At 67.6% G+C, this 18,940-nt stretch carries 17 protein-coding genes; 10 read left to right on the top strand and 7 right to left on the bottom strand.

Going from position 1 to position 18,940, the window contains the following annotated elements; all coding sequences use genetic code 11:
* Window positions 1-82: 82 nt before the first annotated feature.
* The gene (locus tag FB600_RS22055; protein ID WP_013699026.1) at window positions 83-1,411 is read right to left on the bottom strand and encodes an AAA-associated domain-containing protein; all 1,329 of its coding nucleotides are present in this window, start codon (window positions 1,409-1,411) and stop codon (window positions 83-85) included.
* 22 nt (window positions 1,412-1,433) lie between these two features.
* Entirely contained in the window at window positions 1,434-3,188 is a 1,755-nt protein-coding gene (locus FB600_RS22050; RefSeq protein WP_047836004.1) for an ABC transporter permease, read from the bottom strand.
* A 532-nt stretch (window positions 3,189-3,720) separates the two neighbouring features.
* On the opposite strand from FB600_RS22050, the gene FB600_RS22045 reads away from it, so the two are divergent.
* Window positions 3,721-3,987 carry a hypothetical protein gene (locus FB600_RS22045; protein ID WP_013699028.1) on the top strand — a complete coding sequence of 89 codons (267 nt, stop codon included), beginning with the start codon at window positions 3,721-3,723 and terminating at the stop codon, window positions 3,985-3,987.
* Window positions 3,988-4,137: 150 nt separating this feature from the next.
* Here FB600_RS22045 and FB600_RS22040 read toward each other — a convergent pair whose 3' ends face one another.
* On the bottom strand, window positions 4,138-5,451 hold the full coding sequence (locus FB600_RS22040) for an ATP-binding protein (protein ID WP_013699029.1): 1,314 nt from the start codon (window positions 5,449-5,451) through the stop codon (window positions 4,138-4,140).
* Window positions 5,435-6,160: a response regulator gene (locus FB600_RS22035; RefSeq protein ID WP_013699030.1), complete on the bottom strand. Its 726-nt coding sequence runs from the start codon at window positions 6,158-6,160 to the stop codon at window positions 5,435-5,437. Before FB600_RS22035 ends, FB600_RS22040 begins: the two co-directional genes overlap by 17 nt.
* Before the next feature lie 228 nt (window positions 6,161-6,388).
* Here FB600_RS22035 and FB600_RS22030 point away from each other — a divergent pair, with 228 nt between their 5' ends.
* From FB600_RS22030 to FB600_RS22005, 6 genes are all read left to right on the top strand, one after another.
* Window positions 6,389-6,937, top strand: a complete 549-nt coding sequence (locus tag FB600_RS22030; protein WP_046577271.1) for a periplasmic heavy metal sensor — start codon at window positions 6,389-6,391, stop codon at window positions 6,935-6,937.
* A gap of 497 nt (window positions 6,938-7,434) precedes the next feature.
* Window positions 7,435-8,211, top strand: coding sequence for an ABC transporter substrate-binding protein (locus tag FB600_RS22025; RefSeq protein WP_036039489.1), 777 nt, complete (start codon window positions 7,435-7,437; stop codon window positions 8,209-8,211).
* 181 nt (window positions 8,212-8,392) lie between these two features.
* The gene (locus FB600_RS22020) at window positions 8,393-9,082 is read left to right on the top strand and encodes an ABC transporter permease (RefSeq protein WP_036039488.1); all 690 of its coding nucleotides are present in this window, start codon (window positions 8,393-8,395) and stop codon (window positions 9,080-9,082) included.
* The gene (locus tag FB600_RS22015) at window positions 9,079-9,792 is read left to right on the top strand and encodes an ABC transporter permease (protein ID WP_013699034.1); all 714 of its coding nucleotides are present in this window, start codon (window positions 9,079-9,081) and stop codon (window positions 9,790-9,792) included. Before FB600_RS22020 ends, FB600_RS22015 begins: the two co-directional genes overlap by 4 nt.
* Window positions 9,793-9,810: 18 nt before the next feature.
* Window positions 9,811-10,590 (top strand): ABC transporter ATP-binding protein, encoded by a 780-nt coding sequence (locus FB600_RS22010; protein WP_096750372.1) that lies wholly within the window; start codon window positions 9,811-9,813, stop codon window positions 10,588-10,590.
* A 684-nt stretch (window positions 10,591-11,274) separates the two neighbouring features.
* Window positions 11,275-12,348: a porin gene (locus FB600_RS22005; protein WP_036039486.1), complete on the top strand. Its 1,074-nt coding sequence runs from the start codon at window positions 11,275-11,277 to the stop codon at window positions 12,346-12,348.
* 249 nt (window positions 12,349-12,597) lie between these two features.
* Here the strand turns inward: FB600_RS22005 and FB600_RS22000 are convergent, their stop codons facing one another.
* Together FB600_RS22000 and FB600_RS21995 are read right to left on the bottom strand one after the other, a co-directional pair.
* Complete coding sequence (locus tag FB600_RS22000; RefSeq protein WP_013699037.1) at window positions 12,598-12,936, bottom strand: P-II family nitrogen regulator; 339 nt, start codon at window positions 12,934-12,936, stop codon at window positions 12,598-12,600.
* A 54-nt stretch (window positions 12,937-12,990) separates the two neighbouring features.
* Entirely contained in the window at window positions 12,991-14,676 is a 1,686-nt protein-coding gene (locus tag FB600_RS21995) for an NAD+ synthase (protein ID WP_096750371.1), read from the bottom strand.
* A gap of 106 nt (window positions 14,677-14,782) precedes the next feature.
* Here FB600_RS21995 and FB600_RS21990 point away from each other — a divergent pair, with 106 nt between their 5' ends.
* A complete protein-coding gene (locus FB600_RS21990; protein ID WP_145757347.1) occupies window positions 14,783-15,964 on the top strand; it encodes a GNAT family N-acetyltransferase in 1,182 nt (393 codons plus the stop codon).
* A gap of 74 nt (window positions 15,965-16,038) precedes the next feature.
* Window positions 16,039-16,539: a GIY-YIG nuclease family protein gene (locus FB600_RS38190; protein WP_096750369.1), complete on the top strand. Its 501-nt coding sequence runs from the start codon at window positions 16,039-16,041 to the stop codon at window positions 16,537-16,539.
* A 132-nt stretch (window positions 16,540-16,671) separates the two neighbouring features.
* Here FB600_RS38190 and ppa read toward each other — a convergent pair whose 3' ends face one another.
* A complete protein-coding gene (ppa, locus tag FB600_RS21980) occupies window positions 16,672-17,199 on the bottom strand; it encodes an inorganic diphosphatase (protein WP_013699041.1) in 528 nt (175 codons plus the stop codon).
* Window positions 17,200-17,447: 248 nt separating this feature from the next.
* Between ppa and FB600_RS21975 the strand changes: the two genes are divergently transcribed.
* Complete coding sequence (locus FB600_RS21975; protein WP_105819408.1) at window positions 17,448-18,887, top strand: aldehyde dehydrogenase family protein; 1,440 nt, start codon at window positions 17,448-17,450, stop codon at window positions 18,885-18,887.
* The last annotated feature ends 53 nt before the right edge of the window (window positions 18,888-18,940 follow it).

Below are 18,940 nucleotides of genomic sequence, written 5' to 3'. Positions count from 1 at the left end.
GATGATCGATCGCGCCTTTCTCACTACCCACCACACCTCGGCTTCAAGACGGATGCCCGTCCCCGGCACCCACCCACCACCCTCAAGACTCCACATCCTCCAGACTGAAGATCTCCGTCTGGTCGTTATACGAGAAGATCTCCCCATAACGCCCCCAGTCGATCACCGCGTCGAGCGTCTCCTCGGCCGCGCTGTCCGACAGGAAATCCTCCAGCTCCTGCTCGAAGCGCACGCGAGGCGCGCGATGGCCGGGCCGCTCGTTGAGCACCTTCTTGATCCGCGCCGCCAACGGCACGTGACGCAGCAGGTGGTCCGCGAACATCATCTTGCGCTCCTGCGTGCCGAACTCGGCGAACACGCGCGCCGGCGGCGTCAGGAACACGTCGCCCTCGCGCACGTCGGCGAAGCCAAGGTGCTGCAGCACTTCGGCGATCGGGAACAGATCATCCACCTCGAGATGCAGCGAGCGCGCGATTTCCGGCATGTCGGCGCGGCCGTGGTACGGCGGCGCGGCCAGCGTCTCGATCAGGCCGGCCATCAGGTTGGTCGACACGCGCGGCAGCCAGCTGCCCGAATCGAGACCCTTCTTGGTGGCCTCGCCGGTCTGGCGCGCCGTCATCTTCGCGTAGATGTCGTCCACCAGCTTGCGGAAGGCCGGGTCCAGGCGATTGCGCGGATGCTTGAACGGCACCTTGATCTCGGCGATCACGCGCCCCGGGTTCGACGACAGCACCAGGATCCGGTCGCACATGAACACCGCTTCCTCGATGTTGTGCGTGACGATCAGCACCGACTTGATCGGCATCCTGCCCTGCGTCCATAGGTCGAGCAGGTCGGTACGCAGCGTCTCGGCGGTCAGCACGTCGAGCGCCGAGAACGGCTCGTCCATCAGCAGGATGGTCGGATCGACCACCAGGGCGCGCGCGAAGCCGACGCGCTGGCGCATGCCGCCCGACAGCTCGCGCGGATAGGCGTTCTCGAAACCGTCCAGGCCGATCAGGTCGATCGCCGCGAGCGCGCGCTCGCGCCGCTCGCGAGCACCGACGCCGAGCGCCTCCAGGCCCGCTTCCACGTTCTGCAGCACGGTCAACCAGGGAAACAGCGCGAAGGTCTGGAACACCATCGCCACGCCTTCGGCCGGGCCGCTCAGCGGCTTGCCGAGATAGGTGACCTCGCCGCCGGTCGGCTCGATCAGCCCGGCGATGATGCGCAGCAGGGTCGACTTCCCGGAGCCCGAACGGCCCAGCAGGCCGACGATCTCGCCCTCGCGCAGCGACAGGTTGGCCCCGTCGAGCACGAGCAGTTCGCCCTGCGTCTTGTTGAAGCCGCGGCTGACGTCCTTGACGTTCAGGATCTCGTCACCCAGGCGCGGCGGCGCCGGCGGCGTCTGGACAGCATTCTGGTTTTGCATCGCGTTTCGCTCTCAATGAGTCTCAGTCGAGCCGCAGCTTCGCTTCGGCGTAGGCGTACAGCGGGCGCCACAACAGGCGGTTGAACAGGGTCACGAACAGCGACATGACCGTGATGCCCATGATGATCTTCGGATAGTCGCCGGCGGCGGTCATCTCGGAGATATAGGCGCCGAGGCCGTGCGCCTGGATCTTGGTGTCGCCCCACTGCACCAGCTCGGAGACGATGCTGGCGTTCCAGGCGCCGCCCGAGGCGGTGATCGCGCCGGTCACGTAGTAGGGGAAGATGCCGGGCAGGATCGCCTGGCGCCACCATTGCCAGCCGCGGATGCGGAAGTTGGTGGCGGCCTCGCGATAGTCGTTGGGATAGGAAGTCGCCCCGGCGATCACGTTGAACAGGATATACCACTGGGTGCCGAGCACGATCAGCGGCGACAGCCAGATGTCCGGGTTCAGGTGGAAGCGCGCGATCACGATCACGAACACCGGGAACAGCAGGTTGGCCGGGAACGCGGCGAGGAACTGCGCGATCGGCTGGGCCTTCTCGGCCAGCGCCGGGCGCAGGCCGATCCACACGCCGATCGGCACCCACACCAGCGAGGCGATCGCGATCAGCACCAGCACGCGCAGCAGCGTGGCCAGGCCCAGCAGGAACACATGGCCGACCTCGGCCAGCGTCACGCCGGTGGCCACGAAGCTGACCACGCGCCACACCACGTAGGCGGTGCCGATCAGCACCAGGATCGCCCAGCCGATGTCGGCCGCGCGCGAGGCCCGCTTCTCGACGCGCGGCAGCGCGAAGCGCGCGGCGTCGAACGAGGGCAGCCGGAACGGCAGCCGCGCGGCGCGCGCCAGCAGCCAGCCGGCCGGCACCAGCAACTGGTGGATCAGGCGCGTGCGGCGCACCAGGTCGAGCAGCCAGGATTCGGGGGCATTGCCCGAGCTGGTGTTCTCCATGCGGAACTTGTCGGCCCAGGCCACCAGCGGGCGGAACAGCAACTGGTCGTAGGCCAGGATCACCACCGTCATGGCCAGGATCACCCAGCCGATCGCGCCGATGTTCTTGTCCGAGATCGCCTGCGCCAGGTAGGCGCCGATGCCCGGCAGGATGATGGTGTGATTGCCCACCGTGATGGCTTCGGAGGCCACCACGAAGAACCAGCCGCCCGACATCGACATCATCATGTTCCAGACCAGGCCCGGCATCGAGAACGGCACCTCGAGCTTCCAGAAGCGCTGCCAGGTGGTCAGGTGGAAACCGCGCGAGACCTCGTCCAGGTCGCGCGGCACCGTGCGCAGCGACTGGTAGAAGCTGAAGGTCATGTTCCAGGCCTGGCTGGTGAAGATCGCGAAGATCGCGGCCAGCTCGGCGCCGGCCACGCGGCTCGGGATCAGCGCCAGGAAGAAGGTCACCGTAAACGAGATGTAGCCGAGCACCGGCACCGACTGCAGGATGTCGAGGATCGGCACCAGCACCATGCCGGCGCGGCGGCTCTTGGCCGCCAGCGTGCCGTAGACCAGCGTGAACACCAGCGAGGCGACCATCGCCGCGAGCATGCGCAGCGTGGTGCGCAGCGCGTATTCGGGCAGGTTGGCGGGATCGAGCGAGATCTTCTGGGTGCTGAGCGTGCCGATCGGCGCCATGGTCTCGTGGAAGCCCACCGCCGCCATCGCGATCACGCAGAGGATCAGCGGAAAGGCGATGAAGTCCCAGCGATTGGGCAGCACACGCCACGCCGAGGCGTTCGCGATCCGGTTCGGATTGAAACCAAAATCCATCAGGCACCCTCCCCGGCATGGCCGTTCGAAGCGAAATTTGAGGCCAGCATGCGTTCGTGACTCATGGTAAGGCGCATTGCGGTGTTTGCTTATGACTGGACAATTCCGAGCGTCGGCTACCGCAGCCCCGCTCGCTCACCATCCCGTGCCGCCCAAAAAGGGCCGGCACGGCGACGGCACGACACTACTACAACCCCTGTGACAGGCACAAGCTTCCGGTACGCAACATGAAGGCATCCCCCGGCAATCGCAGACAAACCACACCCAATTCGAAGGAATGCACGGGTGGAATGCGGGGAATTTGAAAGAAGTCGCAAGCGGGATGCAACTCGCGCGACGCGGCGCAAGGGCGAATTATGCCGCGATCCGGGATGCGGGGAAACCCGCCGGGGCGCGAACGCAACACGCGCGAGCGCCGGCCGCCGCCGTCGCGCCGCGCGAATACAAAACGAACCGCCGGCGAGCAGCGGCGACTAAGCAGGTATGATCAAGGCTGCTACGCAAGAACGAACGTCACAGGCAGGAGGGCTGAATGGCAGGAAATCTGGTTATCGTGTGCCGGGATCAGGACGCGGATGCTTTCTATACGCTGATGCAGGAATACGGCACATTCCAGGCGCGGCTGTCGTCGACCGCATGGTATCTGAACATGAACGTGGTGCCGGAATCGCTGCAGGACGAGATCCTCGAGCGGCTCGGCAAGTACACCACGCTGTATATCTTCGAGGCGACCAGCGTCACCTACAACACGATCGACAGCCACGCGGCCGAGACGCTCGGCTCGCTGTTCGGCGAGTGAGTGCGGCACGGCGCGGATTAGGCCGCGCCGCCGGCAGCGTGCTTCGATCCCTGCCGCCCGAGTGGCGCGGCAGGAAAACCCCGGCATCGCCGGGGTTTTTATTTGGCTCGCCGTAACGGCATCACGCCGCCGGGGCCGGCCAGGCGCCGCTCACGCGCCCACGTGCTCGCGCTCCGGCTTCGGTACCACGTCGAACGGAAACACCATCTCGACGCGCAGCCCGCCCTGCTCCTGGTTGCCGATCCGGCACTGCCCGCCGGTGCGCTGCACCAGCCGCTCGACGATCGCCAGGCCCAGCCCGCTGTGGCCATTGCCGCCGCGCGCCGGGTCGAGCCGCACGAAGGGCCGCGTCGCGTCGGCCAGGTCGCGCTGCGCGATGCCCTTGCCGCCGTCGCTGACGGTCAGCACGTAACCCTCGGCGCCGCGCTCGGTGGCGATGCGCACCGGCGGCGCGCCGTAGGCGTGGGCGTTGTCGAGCAGGTTGGAGAGGATCCGGTCGAGCGTGGCGGTCGGCAGGCGGAAGCCCGGCCCGGCCGCCAGCGCGATCTCGACCGGCTGCGCGTTCGGCGCGACCGCGCGATAGGTGCGCGCGATCCGCTCGCAGGTCGGATCGACCTCGACCACCTCGCTGCGATCGGCCCCGCCGTTGGCGAACACCAGGAACTGGTCGACGATGTGGGACATCGAGTCCACGTCGCGCACCACGCCGTCGCGCAGGCGCGCGTCGTCCATCATCTCGGCGCGCAGCCGCATGCGCGCCAGCGGCGTGCGCAGATCGTGGGCCACGCCGGCCAGCATCACGGCACGGTCGTTCTCGGCGCGCGACACCTGCTCGACCATCTGGTTGAAGCCGCGCGTGAGCTGGCGCAGCTCGCGCGGCCCCTTCTCGCGCACCGGCGGCACCGTCATGCCGCGGCCGAAGCGGCCGACCGCGCGCGCCAGCGAGCGCAGCGGCTGCTGCAGTTGCCAGGCGGCGAACAGGGCCGCCATCACGGCGGCCGAGAAGATCATCGCCAGCCACAGCAGCATGCGGTCGCGCGAGCGGCGCGCATGCAGCGGCTGCGCCGGCACCACGATCCAGTTGGCGTCGTGAGGCTCCTTCACCCATAACACGGGCGGCCTGCCGGGCGTGCCGAAGCGCACCTCGGTGCCGGGCGGCATGCGATCGCGCAGATCCTCCAGGAAACGCTTGGGCGGCGGCGGCAGGTCCGGGTCCTCGCGCGGCACGTCCGCGCTGTCCGGTGGCACGATCCGCACGCGCGAGGGCAGCGGCTGGTCGGGCGTGCGTTCCTCGTGCTGGCGCACCGCGTCCACCAGGAAGGCAGCCTCCTCCACCGCGTAGCGCATCTGCGTCTCGTTGCGGTCGAAGCGGATCGCCAGGTACCACGCGAAGTGGGACAGCAGCAGCACGCCCACCACCAGCAGCGCGAGCCGCCCGAACAGCGAATCAATGGGTCTGCGCATGGGCCTCGCCGTTGGGCACGAACACGTAGCCGCGTCCGCGCACCGTCTGGATGAAGCGCGGCGTGGACGGATCGCTTTCGAGGATCCGCCGCAGACGCCACACCTGCACGTCGATGCCGCGGTCGGTGCCGTCGTATTCGGGGCCGTGCAGCAGTTCGAGCAGGCGTTCGCGCGTCAGCGTGCGCAGCGCGTTGTTGACGAAGATCTTCAGCAGCGCGAATTCGCTGCTCGACAGCGTGGCCGGCTTGCCGTCGACCGACAGCGTGCGCGCCTGGAAGTCGAGCACGAAGCGGCCGAACGCATAGGGTTCGCGCTGCTCGGGCGCGGCCGCCGAGGGCGTGGCGCGGCGCCGGCGCAGCACCGCCTGGGCGCGGGCCAGCAGCTCGCGCGGGTTGAAGGGCTTGCCGAGATAGTCGTCGGCGCCGAGCTCGAGGCCGACGATGCGGTCGACGTCGTCGGCGCGCGCGGTCAGCATGATCACCGGGATGTCGTCGCCGGCCGCGCGCAACTGGCGCAGCGCGGTCAGGCCATCGACGCCCGGCATCATCAGGTCGAGCACGATCAGGTCGGGACGCTCGCGCTCCAGGCGCTTCTCCAGGGTGGCCGCGTCGTGCAGCACCGATACTTCCATGCCCTGGCGCACGAGATAGTCGCGCAGCAGGTCGCGCAGTTCTTGGTCGTCGTCGACGATGAGGATCTGGGTAGTCATGGCGTGGATTTTATCGTGCGGGTTGAGGAAGCCGACTGAAACAAAGGCGCGAATGGGTTACTGGGAATTACCGCGCAAGCCGGATGTAATGCATGGTAACCGCGGGCAGGGTGGAGGTAACACGATGGGCGGGGCGCTTGGCTACGCTGCGTCTTACCGATACGGACGGCGGCGGCCCGAAGGCCCGCCCCGCCGGTCGCTCCACCCATTCGACCAGGAGTCATCGCAATGTATAAGAAGACGTCTCTCGTGGCTATCGCTGCCGCCACCGTACTGGCCCTTTCGTTCGGCGCCGCCGCTCGCGCGGCCGATCCGGCCGGCCCGCAAGGCGGCCCGGGCATGCATCATCACTGGCACCACGGCGGCCCGATGGAAGTGTTCAAGCGCCTGCACGACCAGCTCAAGCTGACGCCGGCGCAGGAGCAGCAATACCAGGCCGCCGAGGCCACCGCCAAGCAGAACCGCGAGGCGATGCGCCAGAACTTCGAGCAGGGCCGCTCCCAGTTCGAGGCCGCGCAGAACCAGCCGATCCTCGACCTCGATGCGCTGGCGGCCGCCCGTCACCAGATCGGCGAACAGAACCGCCAGTTGCACGAGCAGACCGAGAAGGCCTGGCTGGCCTTCTACGACGGCCTGAACGACCAGCAGAAGACCCAGGTCAGCACCGCGCTCAAGCAACAGTTCGCGAAGATGAAGGCGCGCCACGACAAGATGAAGGCACATTGGGGCCATCACCAGGCCGCCAAGCCGGCCGCCGCTTCGGCCGCCGCGCAGTAAGCGCCGGCGCGGCCGGCTCGCGGTGCCGCCGGCATCGCGAGCCATCCGCCGGGGCCTGCTCGCCGGGCCCCGGTCCTGCCTAGCCCCACTGCGCCTTACGCGCGCGCTTCGCACGTCCGCGTCCCGCGCGGGCTCGTCGTCCCCCCTGCGTCGCCCCGCTCCTCGCTGTCCTCCCCCGACATCATTGTTGACAGTCGCCGCCGCCCGCGTCGCGGTACGATCGCCGTCGCCCAAGCCTGCCTGTCCCGCGCGGCGCCCACCGGCACCGCGCCGCCTGCCCGTGTCGCCCCCGATTGCGCCTAGCGACGGGATGCGCAACGATCCGAGCCGTAATTCGAGCTTGCGCGCCGCCGGCTCGGGTAAAATACCGCGCTTTTGGCCGGCCGGGCCCCGCCCGACCGTTCGCCGAAGCCGCCGAGGCCGAATTTTGGCTACCTAGAATAGGGCCGGCGCGCGAGACGAACGGGCCGGCAAGCAGCCGCCGCAAGAGGAAACTGATGAACAAGCTCGCCCTGTGCGCAGCGCTCGCCCTGATGGCGGGCAGCGCCTTCGCGAAGGAATGGAAAACGGTCCGGATCGGTGTCGATGCCAGCTATCCGCCGTTCGAGTCGGTCGCGAAGAACGGCGACATCGTCGGCTTCGACGTCGACCTGACTCGCGAGATCTGTACCCGGATCGCCGTGCGCTGCACCTGGGTGGCCCAGGATCTCGACGGCATCATCCCGGCGCTGAAGGCCCGCAAGTTCGACGTGATCGTCTCGTCGCTCACCGTCACCGACAAGCGCCGCGAGCAGATCGACTTCTCGGACAAGCTGTACGACGCGCCCGCGCGCATGATCGCCAAGGCCGGCTCGCCGCTGCTGCCGACGGTGGCCTCGCTCAAGGGCAAGACGGTCGGCGTCGAGCAGGGTTCGACGCAGGAAACCTACGCGAAGACCTACTGGGAGACCCAGGGCGTGACGATCGTGCCGTACCAGAACCAGGACCAGGTCTATGCCGACCTGGGCACCGGCCGGCTCGACGCCGCGCTGCAGGACGAGCTGCAGGCCGACTACGGCTTCCTGCGCACGCCGCGCGGCAAGGGCTTCGCCTGGGCGGGCCCCGAGGTGAAGGACCCGAAGACCATCGGGGACGGCACCGCGATCGGCCTGCGCAAGGAGGACACGGACCTGAAGGCGAAGATCAACGCCGCCCTCGCCGCGATGCACCAGGACGGGACGTACGACAGGCTGTCGCACAAGTACTTCTCGTTCAGCGTGTATTCGGCGAAGTAACCACGTTTCGGCCTGGGCGGCCGCCGCGCGCCGAGCGTGCACGGCGGCCGCCCAGGCAGGAAGAAGTCGCACGCCGCCCGGCGGAATCACCAGGCGGCCCGACCCACATGCACGGGGCGTGCCGCCCGATACGCGGCACGCGTCTTTCGCGGCGCATACGACGCGCCGTCAAGGACCACATATGTTTCTCCAAGGCTACGGCCCGCTGATACTTTCCGGCACCTGGCAGACCGTCAAGCTCGCGGTGCTGTCGTTGATCCTGTCGTTCATCCTGGGCCTGCTCGGCGCCGGCGCGAAGCTTTCCCGCAACCGCGTCACGAACGGCATCGGCACGCTCTACACCACGCTGATCCGCGGCGTGCCCGACCTGGTGCTGATGCTGCTGCTGTTCTACAGCATCCAGATCTGGCTGAACCAGCTCACCGACCTGATGAGCTGGGACCAGATCGACATCGACCCGTTCGCCGCCGGCGTGCTGGTGCTGGGCTTCATCTACGGCGCCTACTTCACCGAAACCTTCCGCGGCGCCTTCCTGTCGGTGCCGCGCGGCCAGCTGGAAGCCGGCGCCGCCTACGGCATGAGCAGCTGGCAGGTGTTCACGCGCGTGATGTTCCCGCAGATGATGCGCTTCGCGCTGCCCGGCATCGGCAACAACTGGCAGGTGCTGGTCAAGTCCACCGCGCTGGTGTCGATCATCGGCCTGGCCGACGTGGTCAAGGCCTCGCAGGACGCCGGCAAGGGCACGCTGCGTTTCTTCTTCTTCACGCTGCTCGCGGGGGCCATCTACCTCGCGATCACGACGATCTCGAACTTCGTGCTGATGTGGCTGGAAAAGCGCTACTCCACGGGTGTGCGCAAGGCGGAACTATGATCGAGCTGATTCAGGAATACTGGCGCAACTACCTGTATACGGACGGGTACCGCTTCACCGGCGTGGCGATCACGCTGTGGCTGCTGGTGGTGTCGATCGGGCTGGGCTTCTGCCTGTCGGTGCCGCTCGCCTGCGCGCGCGTGTCCAAGCGGCGCTGGCTGTCGGGCTCGGTGTGGCTCTACACCTACGTGTTCCGCGGCACGCCGCTCTACGTGCAGCTGCTGCTCTGCTACACCGGCCTCTACAGCCTGCAGGTGGTGCGCGACACCACCATGCTCAACCAGTTCTTCCGCGACGGCATGCACTGCACGCTGCTGGCCTTCACGCTGAACACCTGCGCATACACCACCGAGATCTTCGCCGGCGCGATCAAGTCGACGGCCTATGGCGAGATCGAGGCCGCGCGCGCCTACGGCATGTCGACCTTCACGCTGTATCGCCGCGTGATCCTGCCTTCGGCGCTGCGCCGCGCGCTGCCGCTCTACAGCAACGAAGTGATCCTGATGCTGCACGCCACCACGGTGGCGTTCACGGCCACCGTGCCCGACATCCTCAAGATCGCGCGCGACGTCAATTCGGCGACCTACATGTCGTTCCACGCGTTCGGCATCGCCGCGCTCCTCTATCTCGCGATCTCGTTTACGCTCGTGTGGCTGTTCCGCCAGGCCGAGCGACGCTGGCTCGCCTACCTGCGCCCGCAAGGCAAATAAACGGCGCGAGGACTCCTGATGAATTCCCAGATGCATAAGCTTTTCGTCGACGATCTCCACAAGCAGTACGGCAGCAACGAAGTCCTCAAGGGCGTGTCGCTGAAGGCGCATGCCGGCGACGTGATCAGCGTGATCGGCTCGTCCGGCTCGGGCAAGAGCACCATGCTGCGCTGTATCAACTTCCTCGAGCAACCGAACGCCGGGCGCATCTTCGTCGACGGCGAAGAGGTACGTACCGCGAAGGACAAGGGCGGCGCGCTGAAGGCGGCCGACACCAGGCAGTTGCAGCGTGTGCGCACCAAGCTGGCGATGGTGTTCCAGCACTTCAACCTGTGGTCGCACATGAACGTGCTCGAGAACGTGATCGAGGCGCCCGTGAACGTGCTGAAGCTGTCGCGCCGCGAGGCCGAGGAACGCGCCCGCGGATATCTCGAGAAGGTGGGCCTCGCGCCACGCCTCGAGAAGCAGTATCCCTCGCATCTTTCCGGCGGCCAGCAGCAGCGCGTGGCGATCGCCCGCGCGCTGGCCATGCAGCCCGACGTGATGCTGTTCGACGAGCCCACCTCCGCGCTCGATCCGGAGCTGGTGGGCGAAGTGCTGAAGGTGATGCAGAAGCTGGCCGAGGAAGGCCGAACCATGATCGTGGTGACGCACGAGATGGGCTTCGCGCGCAACGTCTCGAACCACGTGATGTTCCTGCATCAGGGCCGCGTCGAGGAAGAAGGCGCGCCGGCCGAGGTGTTCGGCAATACCCGCAGCGAACGCCTCAAGCAGTTCCTGTCGGGCAGCCTGAAGTAATCCCCCTTTCGCCTGGTCGGCATCGCATGCGCGGTGCCGGCAGTCTCCCGCCCTTCTTTTCGTTACCTACGCGATCGACGCATCGCGCTTCTCGACCTCCGCCCCCCTCTCCGCGCTCGCCTCGCGCAAACCGCCGCGGCATCGCGCTTGTTTAGAAAAGCGAAGTAAACAAACAAGCCCAGCACTCCCACTATCCGGTCATTCTTTTACGGATAGCTAACGAATTCGACCTCTCGCAGAGGTACGCCGGTCGTGTCATCGCGTCAATAGTGGCAATCCTTGACCCCCCCTCCCGGAAACCGTGAACGCCTTGTGCAGCAAGCCTTTGCGACATGTTTCCAAACCCTTCCGGAACGGTCGCGCCCCGTCATTATGGCAATTTGGCGACACCAGCTAGTCAAACAACGATTTTCGTCGCCACGAAAGTGTATTTTTGCTAAATTAGTAACCAAAGTAGCAAAACGAAAGTCATGAAATGTAGTTTGACTTCATGACACAGGAGACCCCCGGCTTGCCCGATCGGCAAAACGGCCTGCAAAACGGTACGTCCGCACAAGAAACGCGCCAGCCTACCCGGCAGCCGCAGGTGGTCTCCCTGGTTATCCCATGTTGACCGGATGCATTGCGCATCCGGCATCTTGCGCAGTTGGTGGGTTGACTTTTTGACAGGGTATGGAGGAGATGATGAAGAAAGCATTGCTCGCGGCAGCATTGATGACTGCCGGGGTGGCAGCGCAGGCGCAAAGCAGCGTGACGCTGTACGGTCGCCTGGACGCAGGGCTCGAATACCTGAACGGCGGCCAGGCCGGCCACACGATCCGCGCGGAAAGCGGTGACTGGGGCACCAGCCTGTGGGGCATCAAGGGCGTCGAGGACCTCGGCGGCGGCTACAAGGTGCTGTTCCACCTCGAAGGTGCGTTCAACACCATGACCGGCGGCATGGGCTCGAGCGGCACGATCTGGGACCGTTTCGCGACGGTCGGTATCTCGAACGACGCCTACGGTACCCTGCTGCTGGGTCGCGAACTCGCGATCGCCAACGGCGTGTGGGACTTCGACCCGTTCGGTCAGTCGAACTGGTCGACCGCCTCGCTGGTGCGTGGCCGTAACTGGAACAAGACCAGCAACAACATTTCGTATCAGTCGCCGAACATCTACGGCTTCGACGCCTACGGCCAGTACGCGCTGTCGAACGCCACCAACTTCAACGGCAACGGCACCACCAACCAGGGCCGCAGCGCCGGTCTGCAGTTGACCTACACGAACTCGCTGTTCCAGTTGCGCGGCATCTACGACGAAGCGCGCGATCCGGCCAACGGCAAGCTCGACGACGTGTTCAACTACTCGCGCGAATACTTCGCGGGTGCGAACGTGTTCCTCGGCCAGTTCAAGCTGCAGGCTGCCTACCAGACCTCGCACGCCGACGGCGGCCCGGCCGCCAACAACGGCATCACGACGACGCAGCAGGTCTGGGGCGGCGTGACGTGGCAAGCCACGCCGGCGGCAGCGCTGATCGCGGCGGTCTACCACGTGAACGCCAACAACGGCGGCGGCAATGCCACGATCTACACGATCGGCGGTTCGTACAACCTGTCCAAGCGTACCCTGCTCGACCTGCAGGCCGCCACGCTGCGCAACAGCAAGACGGCCAACTTCGGCCTGAACGCCAACCCGGCGGGCACGGCGGTCTCGACCGGCAACCCGAAGGCTGGCGGTTCGCAGACCGGCATCTACGCAGGTATCCAGCACCTGTTCTGATCGTCGCGAGACGCATCAGGCATTACAAGACATCGAGTTTCACGCTGCTGCGAGAGGCGCGTATCGGTGCGGTACCCGAAGGGGTATCGCACCGTTTTTTATTTGGTGCGCGCGCAACTTGATGGCATCCCCGACGACAGGCCGGCCTCGCGCCGGCCGTCGCCGTAAACGACAATGGCCCGGCGAACCCGGGCCATGCCGAAACCGGCTCGCCGCGCGACAGCGCGCGAGCCATCACGAAAACGTCGCTCAGACCGCCGCTTCGTTCTCCTCGCCGGTGCGGATGCGGATCACGCGCTCGACGTCGGACACGAAGATCTTGCCATCGCCGATCTTGCCGGTGCGCGCCGCGCCGATCACGGCGTCGATCACCTGGTCGACCTGGTCGGCCGCCACCACCACCTCGATCTTCATCTTGGGCAGGAAATCGACCACGTATTCGGCGCCGCGATAGAGCTCGGTATGACCCTTCTGGCGGCCGAAGCCCTTCACTTCCGTCACGGTAAGGCCCGTCAGGCCGACCTCGGCGAGCGCCTCGCGCACTTCGTCGAGCTTGAACGGTTTGATGATGGCGGTAATGCGTTTCATGATGATGCTCCGGGTAAGGGGACGTCCTGGACGGATTCTACGCACGACGCCCCATCAGTCGATGCGTTCCGTGAAGCGCGAGGTGATCGGGTAGCGCCAGTCGCGGCCGAACGCGCGGTGCGTGACGCGGATCCCGATCGGCGCCTGGCGCCGCTTGTATTCGTTGATCTTGATGAGGCGCGTGACGCGCGTCACGTCGGCTTCGTCGTAACCGGCCGCGACGATCTCGGCCAGCGGCCGGTCCTCCTCCATGTACATGCGCATGATCGCGTCGAGCGCGTCGTAGGACGGCAGGCTGTCCTGGTCGGTCTGGTTCTCGCGCAGCTCGGCCGAAGGCGCGCGCGTGAGGATCCGCTCCGGAATCACCGCCAGCCTGCCGAACTCGGCGGCCGCGTTGCGGTAGTGGCAGAGACGATAGACCAGGGTCTTGGCGATATCCTTGATCACCGCGAAGCCGCCCGCCATGTCGCCGTAAAGCGTGCAGTAGCCGACCGCCATCTCGCTCTTGTTGCCGGTGGTCAGCACGATCGAGCCGAACTTGTTCGACAGCGCCATCAGCAACGTGCCGCGGATCCGCGCCTGGATGTTCTCCTCGGTCGCGTCTTCCTCGCGGCCGGCGAACTCGGCGGCCAGCGAGGCGCGGAACGCGTCGAACATCGGGGCGATCGCGATCTCGTCGTAGCGCACGCCGACGCGACGCGCCATGTCGGCCGCGTCGGTGGTCGAGATATCGGCCGTGTAGCGCGAGGGCATCATCACCGCGCGCACCCGATCGGGCCCGAGCGCGTCGCAGGCCACCGCCAGCACCAGCGCCGAATCGACGCCGCCCGACAGGCCGATCAGCGCGCCGGGGAAACCGTTCTTGCCGATGTAGTCGCGCACCCCGAGCACCAGCGCGCGATAGACCTGGGCCTCGGTCGACAGCACCGGCGCGATCTCGCCGGGCAGCGGCCGCGCGCCCTCGAACTCGACGATCGCGTGCCCTTCCTCGAACTGCGCCATGCGCGCCACCAGCTCGCCCGCGGCGTCGAGCACGAAGGAGCCGCCGTCGAACACCAGTTCGTCCTGGCCGCCGACCAGGTTCACATAGACCATCGGCAGGCCGGTCTCGCGGATCCGCGCGCGCAGGATATCGACGCGCACCGCGTCCTTGTTCATGTGATACGGCGAGCCGTTCGGCACCAGCAGCACCTCGGCGCCGGCCGCCTTGGCGAGCTGGGCGGCCGAGGCGTGCCAGACGTCCTCGCAGATCACGATGCCGAACCGGGTGCCGTTCAGCTCGAACACGCAGGGTTGCGGATCGGTCGCGAAATAGCGCTTCTCGTCGAACACCTCGGTATTGGGCAGGTCCTGCTTGCGATAGGTCGCCACCACCTCGCCGCCGACGATCAGCGAGGCGGCATTGTAGGTGCCGACGGGGGCGGCACCGCGCTCGATCGGGCGGTTTGCATTACCATCGGCGCTGGACTCGCGCAGCGGATGGCCGACCAGCACCGCCAGGCCTTCCAGCGGCGCCAGGCGCGCCGCCAGTTCGGCCAGCGCATCGGCCGCGGCCGCGAAGAAGGCCGGACGCAGCAGCAGGTCCTCGGGCGGGTAGCCCGACAAGGCCAGCTCCGGGGCGACCAGCAGCTGCGCACCATCCTTGTGCGCGGCACGCGCGGCCTCGACGAGGCGGGCGACGTTACCGGCGAAATCGCCGACGGTGACGTTCAGTTGGGCAAGAGCGATACGGGTTTTCATGACGGAACCTGCGCGGCCGGGCGGGCCGCGTGACGAATGCCTCCGGGCGCATCAACGGCGCGCCGCGCCTGTCGCGCGCATGCCGATCGAAACGGATCTCAGACGGTTGAAACACGAACGCATGGATTATCGCATGGGGCTCCTGAGCTCTCCGCTGGAAGTGGATGCCGGCGAGTGGAACGCCCTGCTGGCTCGACAGGCGCATCCCACGCCCTTCCTGCGCCACGAATTCCTCGCCGCGCTGCACGCCACCGGCTGCGCGGTCGGCGAGACCGGCTGGTCGCCGAATTTCCTCACCCTGAGCGAGGCCGACACGGGCGCCCTGGTGGCAGCCTCGCCCGTCTACGCCAAGCAGCATTCGTACGGCGAGTACGTGTTCGACTGGGCCTGGGCCGACGCCTACCAGCGCAATGGCGTGCCCTATTACCCGAAGCTGCTCTGCGCGGTGCCCTTCACGCCGGTGCAGGGCACGCGCCTGATCGCCGCCAACGAGCGCGCGCGGCGCCAGCTCGCCGCCACCCTGGTGGCGCTGGCCGAGCAGAGCGAGGTGTCCTCGCTGCACGTGCTGTTCCCGACCGGCGAGGAAGCCGGCCTGCTGGCCGAGATGGGCATGATGCTGCGCGAGGGCGTGCAGTTCCACTGGCTCAACGACGGCTATCGCCATTTCGACGATTTCCTCGCCACGCTCGAACAGAAGAAGCGCAAGAACATCCGCGCCGAACGACGCAAGGTGGCCGAGGCCGGTGTCAGCTTCCGCCGCGTGCGCGGCGAGGACGCCAGCGACGCCGACTGGCGCTTCTTCTCGCGCTGCTACCGGCAGACCTATCGCGAGCACTACTCGAGCCCGTACCTGAACCTCGACTTCTTCCGCCGGATCGGCGAGACCATGCCCGAGAACCTGCTGCTGGTGATCGCCGAGGCCGAAGGCAAGCCGATCGCCAGCGCGCTGGCCGTCTACGCGCGCGGCGAGGCCGGCGGCGGCACGCTCTACGGGCGCTACTGGGGCGCGCTCGAACACGTGCCCTGCCTGCACTTCGAGACCGCCTACTACCAGCTGCTCGAGTTCTGCATCGAGGAGAAGCTCGGCGCCTTCGAGGGCGGCGCGCAAGGCGAGCACAAGCTCGCGCGCGGCTTCATGCCGACCGTCACGCACTCGGCGCACTGGCTCGCGCACCCGGCCTTCTCGGACGCGGTGGGCGACTTCCTCAAGCGCGAGACCGGGCAGATCCACGCCTACGTGGACGAGCTGCGCGAGCACAATCCCTTCAAGGACGGCGGCAAGCAATGAGGCCGCCGGCGCGCGATGCGGCGCGCCGAGCGGTTTTTCTGAGACACTGACGGCTTCGCTTTCCCTGCCGCGCCATGTCCTGGTACCTGTATCTGATCGAATGCGAGGACGGCAGCGTCTACACCGGCATCACCACCGACGTCGACGCCCGCTTCGCCCAGCACGCCAACGGCACCGGCGCGCGCTACACGCGCTCGCGCAAGCCGCGCGCGGTGCTGGCCTCGTTCGAGCTGGCCGACCGTTCCAGCGCCTCGCGCGCCGAATACTGGGTCAAGCGCCTGACGCCCGTGCAGAAACGCGAACTGGCCGGCGGCCGGCGTTCGCTGGATTCGGTGCTGCCGGCCGTGATCGTGGTCGATGATGACGAGGCGATCGAGGCAATCGAGCCCGCCGTCACGCCGATCGACATGGCCATCGACGCAGCGCTCGCCCAGGTTCCCCTCACTGCAACCGCCCCCGAAGCCGGCCCGGCCGCGATCGAAGTCGGCATCGAGGTCCAGGCCGAACCGGCACTCGACGCAACCCCGCCCAAACGCGCCCGCCGCTCCCGTACCACCCGCCCCCCGCGCGCCTGAACCCGCTAATCGGGCACGCGCCCATGAAAAAACCGCGCGGCCCCGAAACGGGACACGCGCGGTTTCGCGCAAGCCGGCGGCAGCAGCCCGGCGCGGCCTCTCGGCACGCCGGCCCGGCGCCGCGACGCGGGCTTACTTCTGGGCGTTGGCCACGCCTTCCGAGATTTCCTTGTGGGCGGCCTCGATGCCGGCCCAGCCGTCGACCTTCACCCACTTGCCCTTCTCGAGCGCCTTGTATTGCTCGAAGAAGTGCTTGATCTGGTCCTTCAGGTACTCGGGCACGTCGTCCAGCGACTTGAGGTTGGCCGTCATCGGGCACACCTTGTCGTGCGGCACGGCGATCAGCTTGGCGTCGACGCCCGACTCGTCGGTCATCTGCAGCATGCCGAGCGCGCGCGAACGCACCACCGAGCCGGCCAGCAGCGGGAACGGGGTGATCACCAGCACGTCGACCGGATCGCCGTCGCCCGACAGCGTCTGCGGGATGAAGCCGTAGTTGACCGGGTAACGCATGCCGGTGCCGACGAAGCGATCGACCACCAGCAAGCCGAGATCCTTGTCGGCCTCGTACTTGACCGGGTCGCTTTGCGCCGGAATTTCGATGATGACGTTGAAATCGTGCGGCAGATCCTTGCCGGCCGGAACATTGCTGAAGCTCATGAGCGCTCTCTGCATGACGATGGGAAAACGGGACGGGGCGCAAACGCTCTCGCCCCCGCGAAGAGCCGCCATTATAGCCAATCACCCGATGGCGCTCCGGCGAAGTTAGGTGCACACTGGCCCGCGGCGCGAACAAAATGCAGGCCCCGCGGCTGCCGTGATCGCCGCGCCCGCCCGGCCGCGCATCACCGCCCCAGCATCCGCAGCAGCTTCGGTCGTACCTCGATACCCAGGAGCCAGGAGCAGGCATGGAAGAGGCAAGGCACTTCATCGCGGGCGAATGGGTCGCGCCCGCGAACGGCGAGACGATCGCCGTGATCGATCCGTCCGACGGCGCGCCGTTCGCGCGCCTGGCACGCGGCAGCGCCGCCGACATCGACGCCGCCGTGCGCGCGGCGCGCGGCGCCTTCGAGGGCGCCTGGGGCGCCACCAGCGCGGCCGAACGCGGCCGCCTGCTGTTCCGGCTCTCGCAGCGCGTGGCCGAGCAGCAGGAGGCGCTCGCCCAGCTCGAATGCCGCGATACCGGCAAGCCGCTCAAGCAGGCGCGCGCCGACGCCGCGGCGCTGGCGCGCTACTTCGAGTTCTACGCCGGCGCGGCCGACAAGCTGCACGGCGAGACCCTGCCCTACCAGAACGGCTATACCGTGCTGACGATCCGCGAAGCCCACGGCGTCACCGGCCATATCGTGCCCTGGAACTACCCGATGCAGATCTTCGGCCGCAGCGTCGGCGCGGCGCTGGCCACCGGCAATGCCTGCGTGGTCAAGCCGGCCGAGGACGCCTGCCTGTCGCTGCTGCTGGTGGCGCGCCTGGCGGCCGAGGCGGGCCTGCCGGGCGGCGCGCTCAACATCGTGACCGGCTACGGCCACGAGGCCGGCGCCGCGCTGTCCACGCATCCCGGCATCGACCATATCTCCTTCACCGGCTCGCCCGACACCGGCCGGCTGGTCGCGCAGGCCGCCGCCGAGCGCCACGTGCCGGTCACGCTGGAGCTGGGCGGCAAGTCCCCGCAGATCGTGTTCGCCGATGCCGACCTCGACGCGGCGCTGCCGGTGCTGGTCTCGGCGATCGTGCAGAACGGCGGGCAGACCTGCTCGGCCGGCAGCCGTGTGCTGATCGAGCACGGCGTCTACGAGCCGCTGCTGGACCGGCTCGCGACCGCCTTCAACGCGCTGCGTGTGGGCCCGGGCCTGGCCGACCTCGACTGCGGCCCGCTGATCAACGCGAAACAGCAGCAGCGCGTCTGGGATTTCCTGTCCGACGCGCAGCACGACGGCATCGCCATGGCCGCGCACGGCGAGGTGGTGCCGGAAGCGCCCGAAAGCGGCTTCTACCAGGCGCCCACCCTGCTGCACGACGTGCCGCCCGGGCATCGTCTCGCGCAGGAGGAGGTGTTTGGCCCGGTGCTGGCCGCGATGCGCTTTCGCGACGAGGAGGAGGCGCTGGCGCTCGCCAACGGCACCGCCTACGGCCTGGTGGCCGGCATCTGGACCCGCGACGGCGCGCGCCAGATGCGGCTCGCGCGGCGCGTGCGCGCCGGCCAGGTATTCGTCAACAACTACGGCGCGGGCGGCGGCGTCGAGTTGCCCTTCGGCGGCAGCGGGCGCTCGGGCCACGGACGCGAGAAGGGCTTCGAGGCGCTCTACGGCTTCACCGTGCTCAAGACCATCGCGCTGAAGCACGGCTAGTCGGCACGCGACACACTTCAAACGGCGCCCGGCGGCGAGGCCGGCGCGCCTTC

Origin of the sequence: Burkholderia sp. SJZ089, assembly GCF_007828315.1 — a bacterium.
Taxonomy (GTDB): domain Bacteria; phylum Pseudomonadota; class Gammaproteobacteria; order Burkholderiales; family Burkholderiaceae; genus Burkholderia; species Burkholderia gladioli.
Note: the sequence above shows the minus strand (reverse complement) of the source record. Positions and strands in the feature narration are given on the sequence as shown.

What these genes read in the sequence shown, in the direction of transcription:
- FB600_RS22055 (WP_013699026.1), bottom strand. Translation starts at nt 1,411, where the DNA reads ATGCAAAACCAGAATGCTGTCCAGACGCCGCCGGCGCCGCCGCGCCTG.
- FB600_RS22050 (WP_047836004.1), bottom strand. Translation starts at nt 3,188, where the DNA reads ATGGATTTTGGTTTCAATCCGAACCGGATCGCGAACGCCTCGGCGTGG.
- FB600_RS22045 (WP_013699028.1), top strand. Translation starts at nt 3,721, where the DNA reads ATGGCAGGAAATCTGGTTATCGTGTGCCGGGATCAGGACGCGGATGCT.
- FB600_RS22040 (WP_013699029.1), bottom strand. Translation starts at nt 5,451, where the DNA reads ATGCGCAGACCCATTGATTCGCTGTTCGGGCGGCTCGCGCTGCTGGTG.
- FB600_RS22035 (WP_013699030.1), bottom strand. Translation starts at nt 6,160, where the DNA reads ATGACTACCCAGATCCTCATCGTCGACGACGACCAAGAACTGCGCGAC.
- FB600_RS22030 (WP_046577271.1), top strand. Translation starts at nt 6,389, where the DNA reads ATGTATAAGAAGACGTCTCTCGTGGCTATCGCTGCCGCCACCGTACTG.
- FB600_RS22025 (WP_036039489.1), top strand. Translation starts at nt 7,435, where the DNA reads ATGAACAAGCTCGCCCTGTGCGCAGCGCTCGCCCTGATGGCGGGCAGC.
- FB600_RS22020 (WP_036039488.1), top strand. Translation starts at nt 8,393, where the DNA reads ATGTTTCTCCAAGGCTACGGCCCGCTGATACTTTCCGGCACCTGGCAG.
- FB600_RS22015 (WP_013699034.1), top strand. Translation starts at nt 9,079, where the DNA reads ATGATCGAGCTGATTCAGGAATACTGGCGCAACTACCTGTATACGGAC.
- FB600_RS22010 (WP_096750372.1), top strand. Translation starts at nt 9,811, where the DNA reads ATGAATTCCCAGATGCATAAGCTTTTCGTCGACGATCTCCACAAGCAG.
- FB600_RS22005 (WP_036039486.1), top strand. Translation starts at nt 11,275, where the DNA reads ATGAAGAAAGCATTGCTCGCGGCAGCATTGATGACTGCCGGGGTGGCA.
- FB600_RS22000 (WP_013699037.1), bottom strand. Translation starts at nt 12,936, where the DNA reads ATGAAACGCATTACCGCCATCATCAAACCGTTCAAGCTCGACGAAGTG.
- FB600_RS21995 (WP_096750371.1), bottom strand. Translation starts at nt 14,676, where the DNA reads ATGAAAACCCGTATCGCTCTTGCCCAACTGAACGTCACCGTCGGCGAT.
- FB600_RS38190 (WP_096750369.1), top strand. Translation starts at nt 16,039, where the DNA reads ATGTCCTGGTACCTGTATCTGATCGAATGCGAGGACGGCAGCGTCTAC.
- ppa (WP_013699041.1), bottom strand. Translation starts at nt 17,199, where the DNA reads ATGAGCTTCAGCAATGTTCCGGCCGGCAAGGATCTGCCGCACGATTTC.
- FB600_RS21975 (WP_105819408.1), top strand. Translation starts at nt 17,448, where the DNA reads ATGGAAGAGGCAAGGCACTTCATCGCGGGCGAATGGGTCGCGCCCGCG.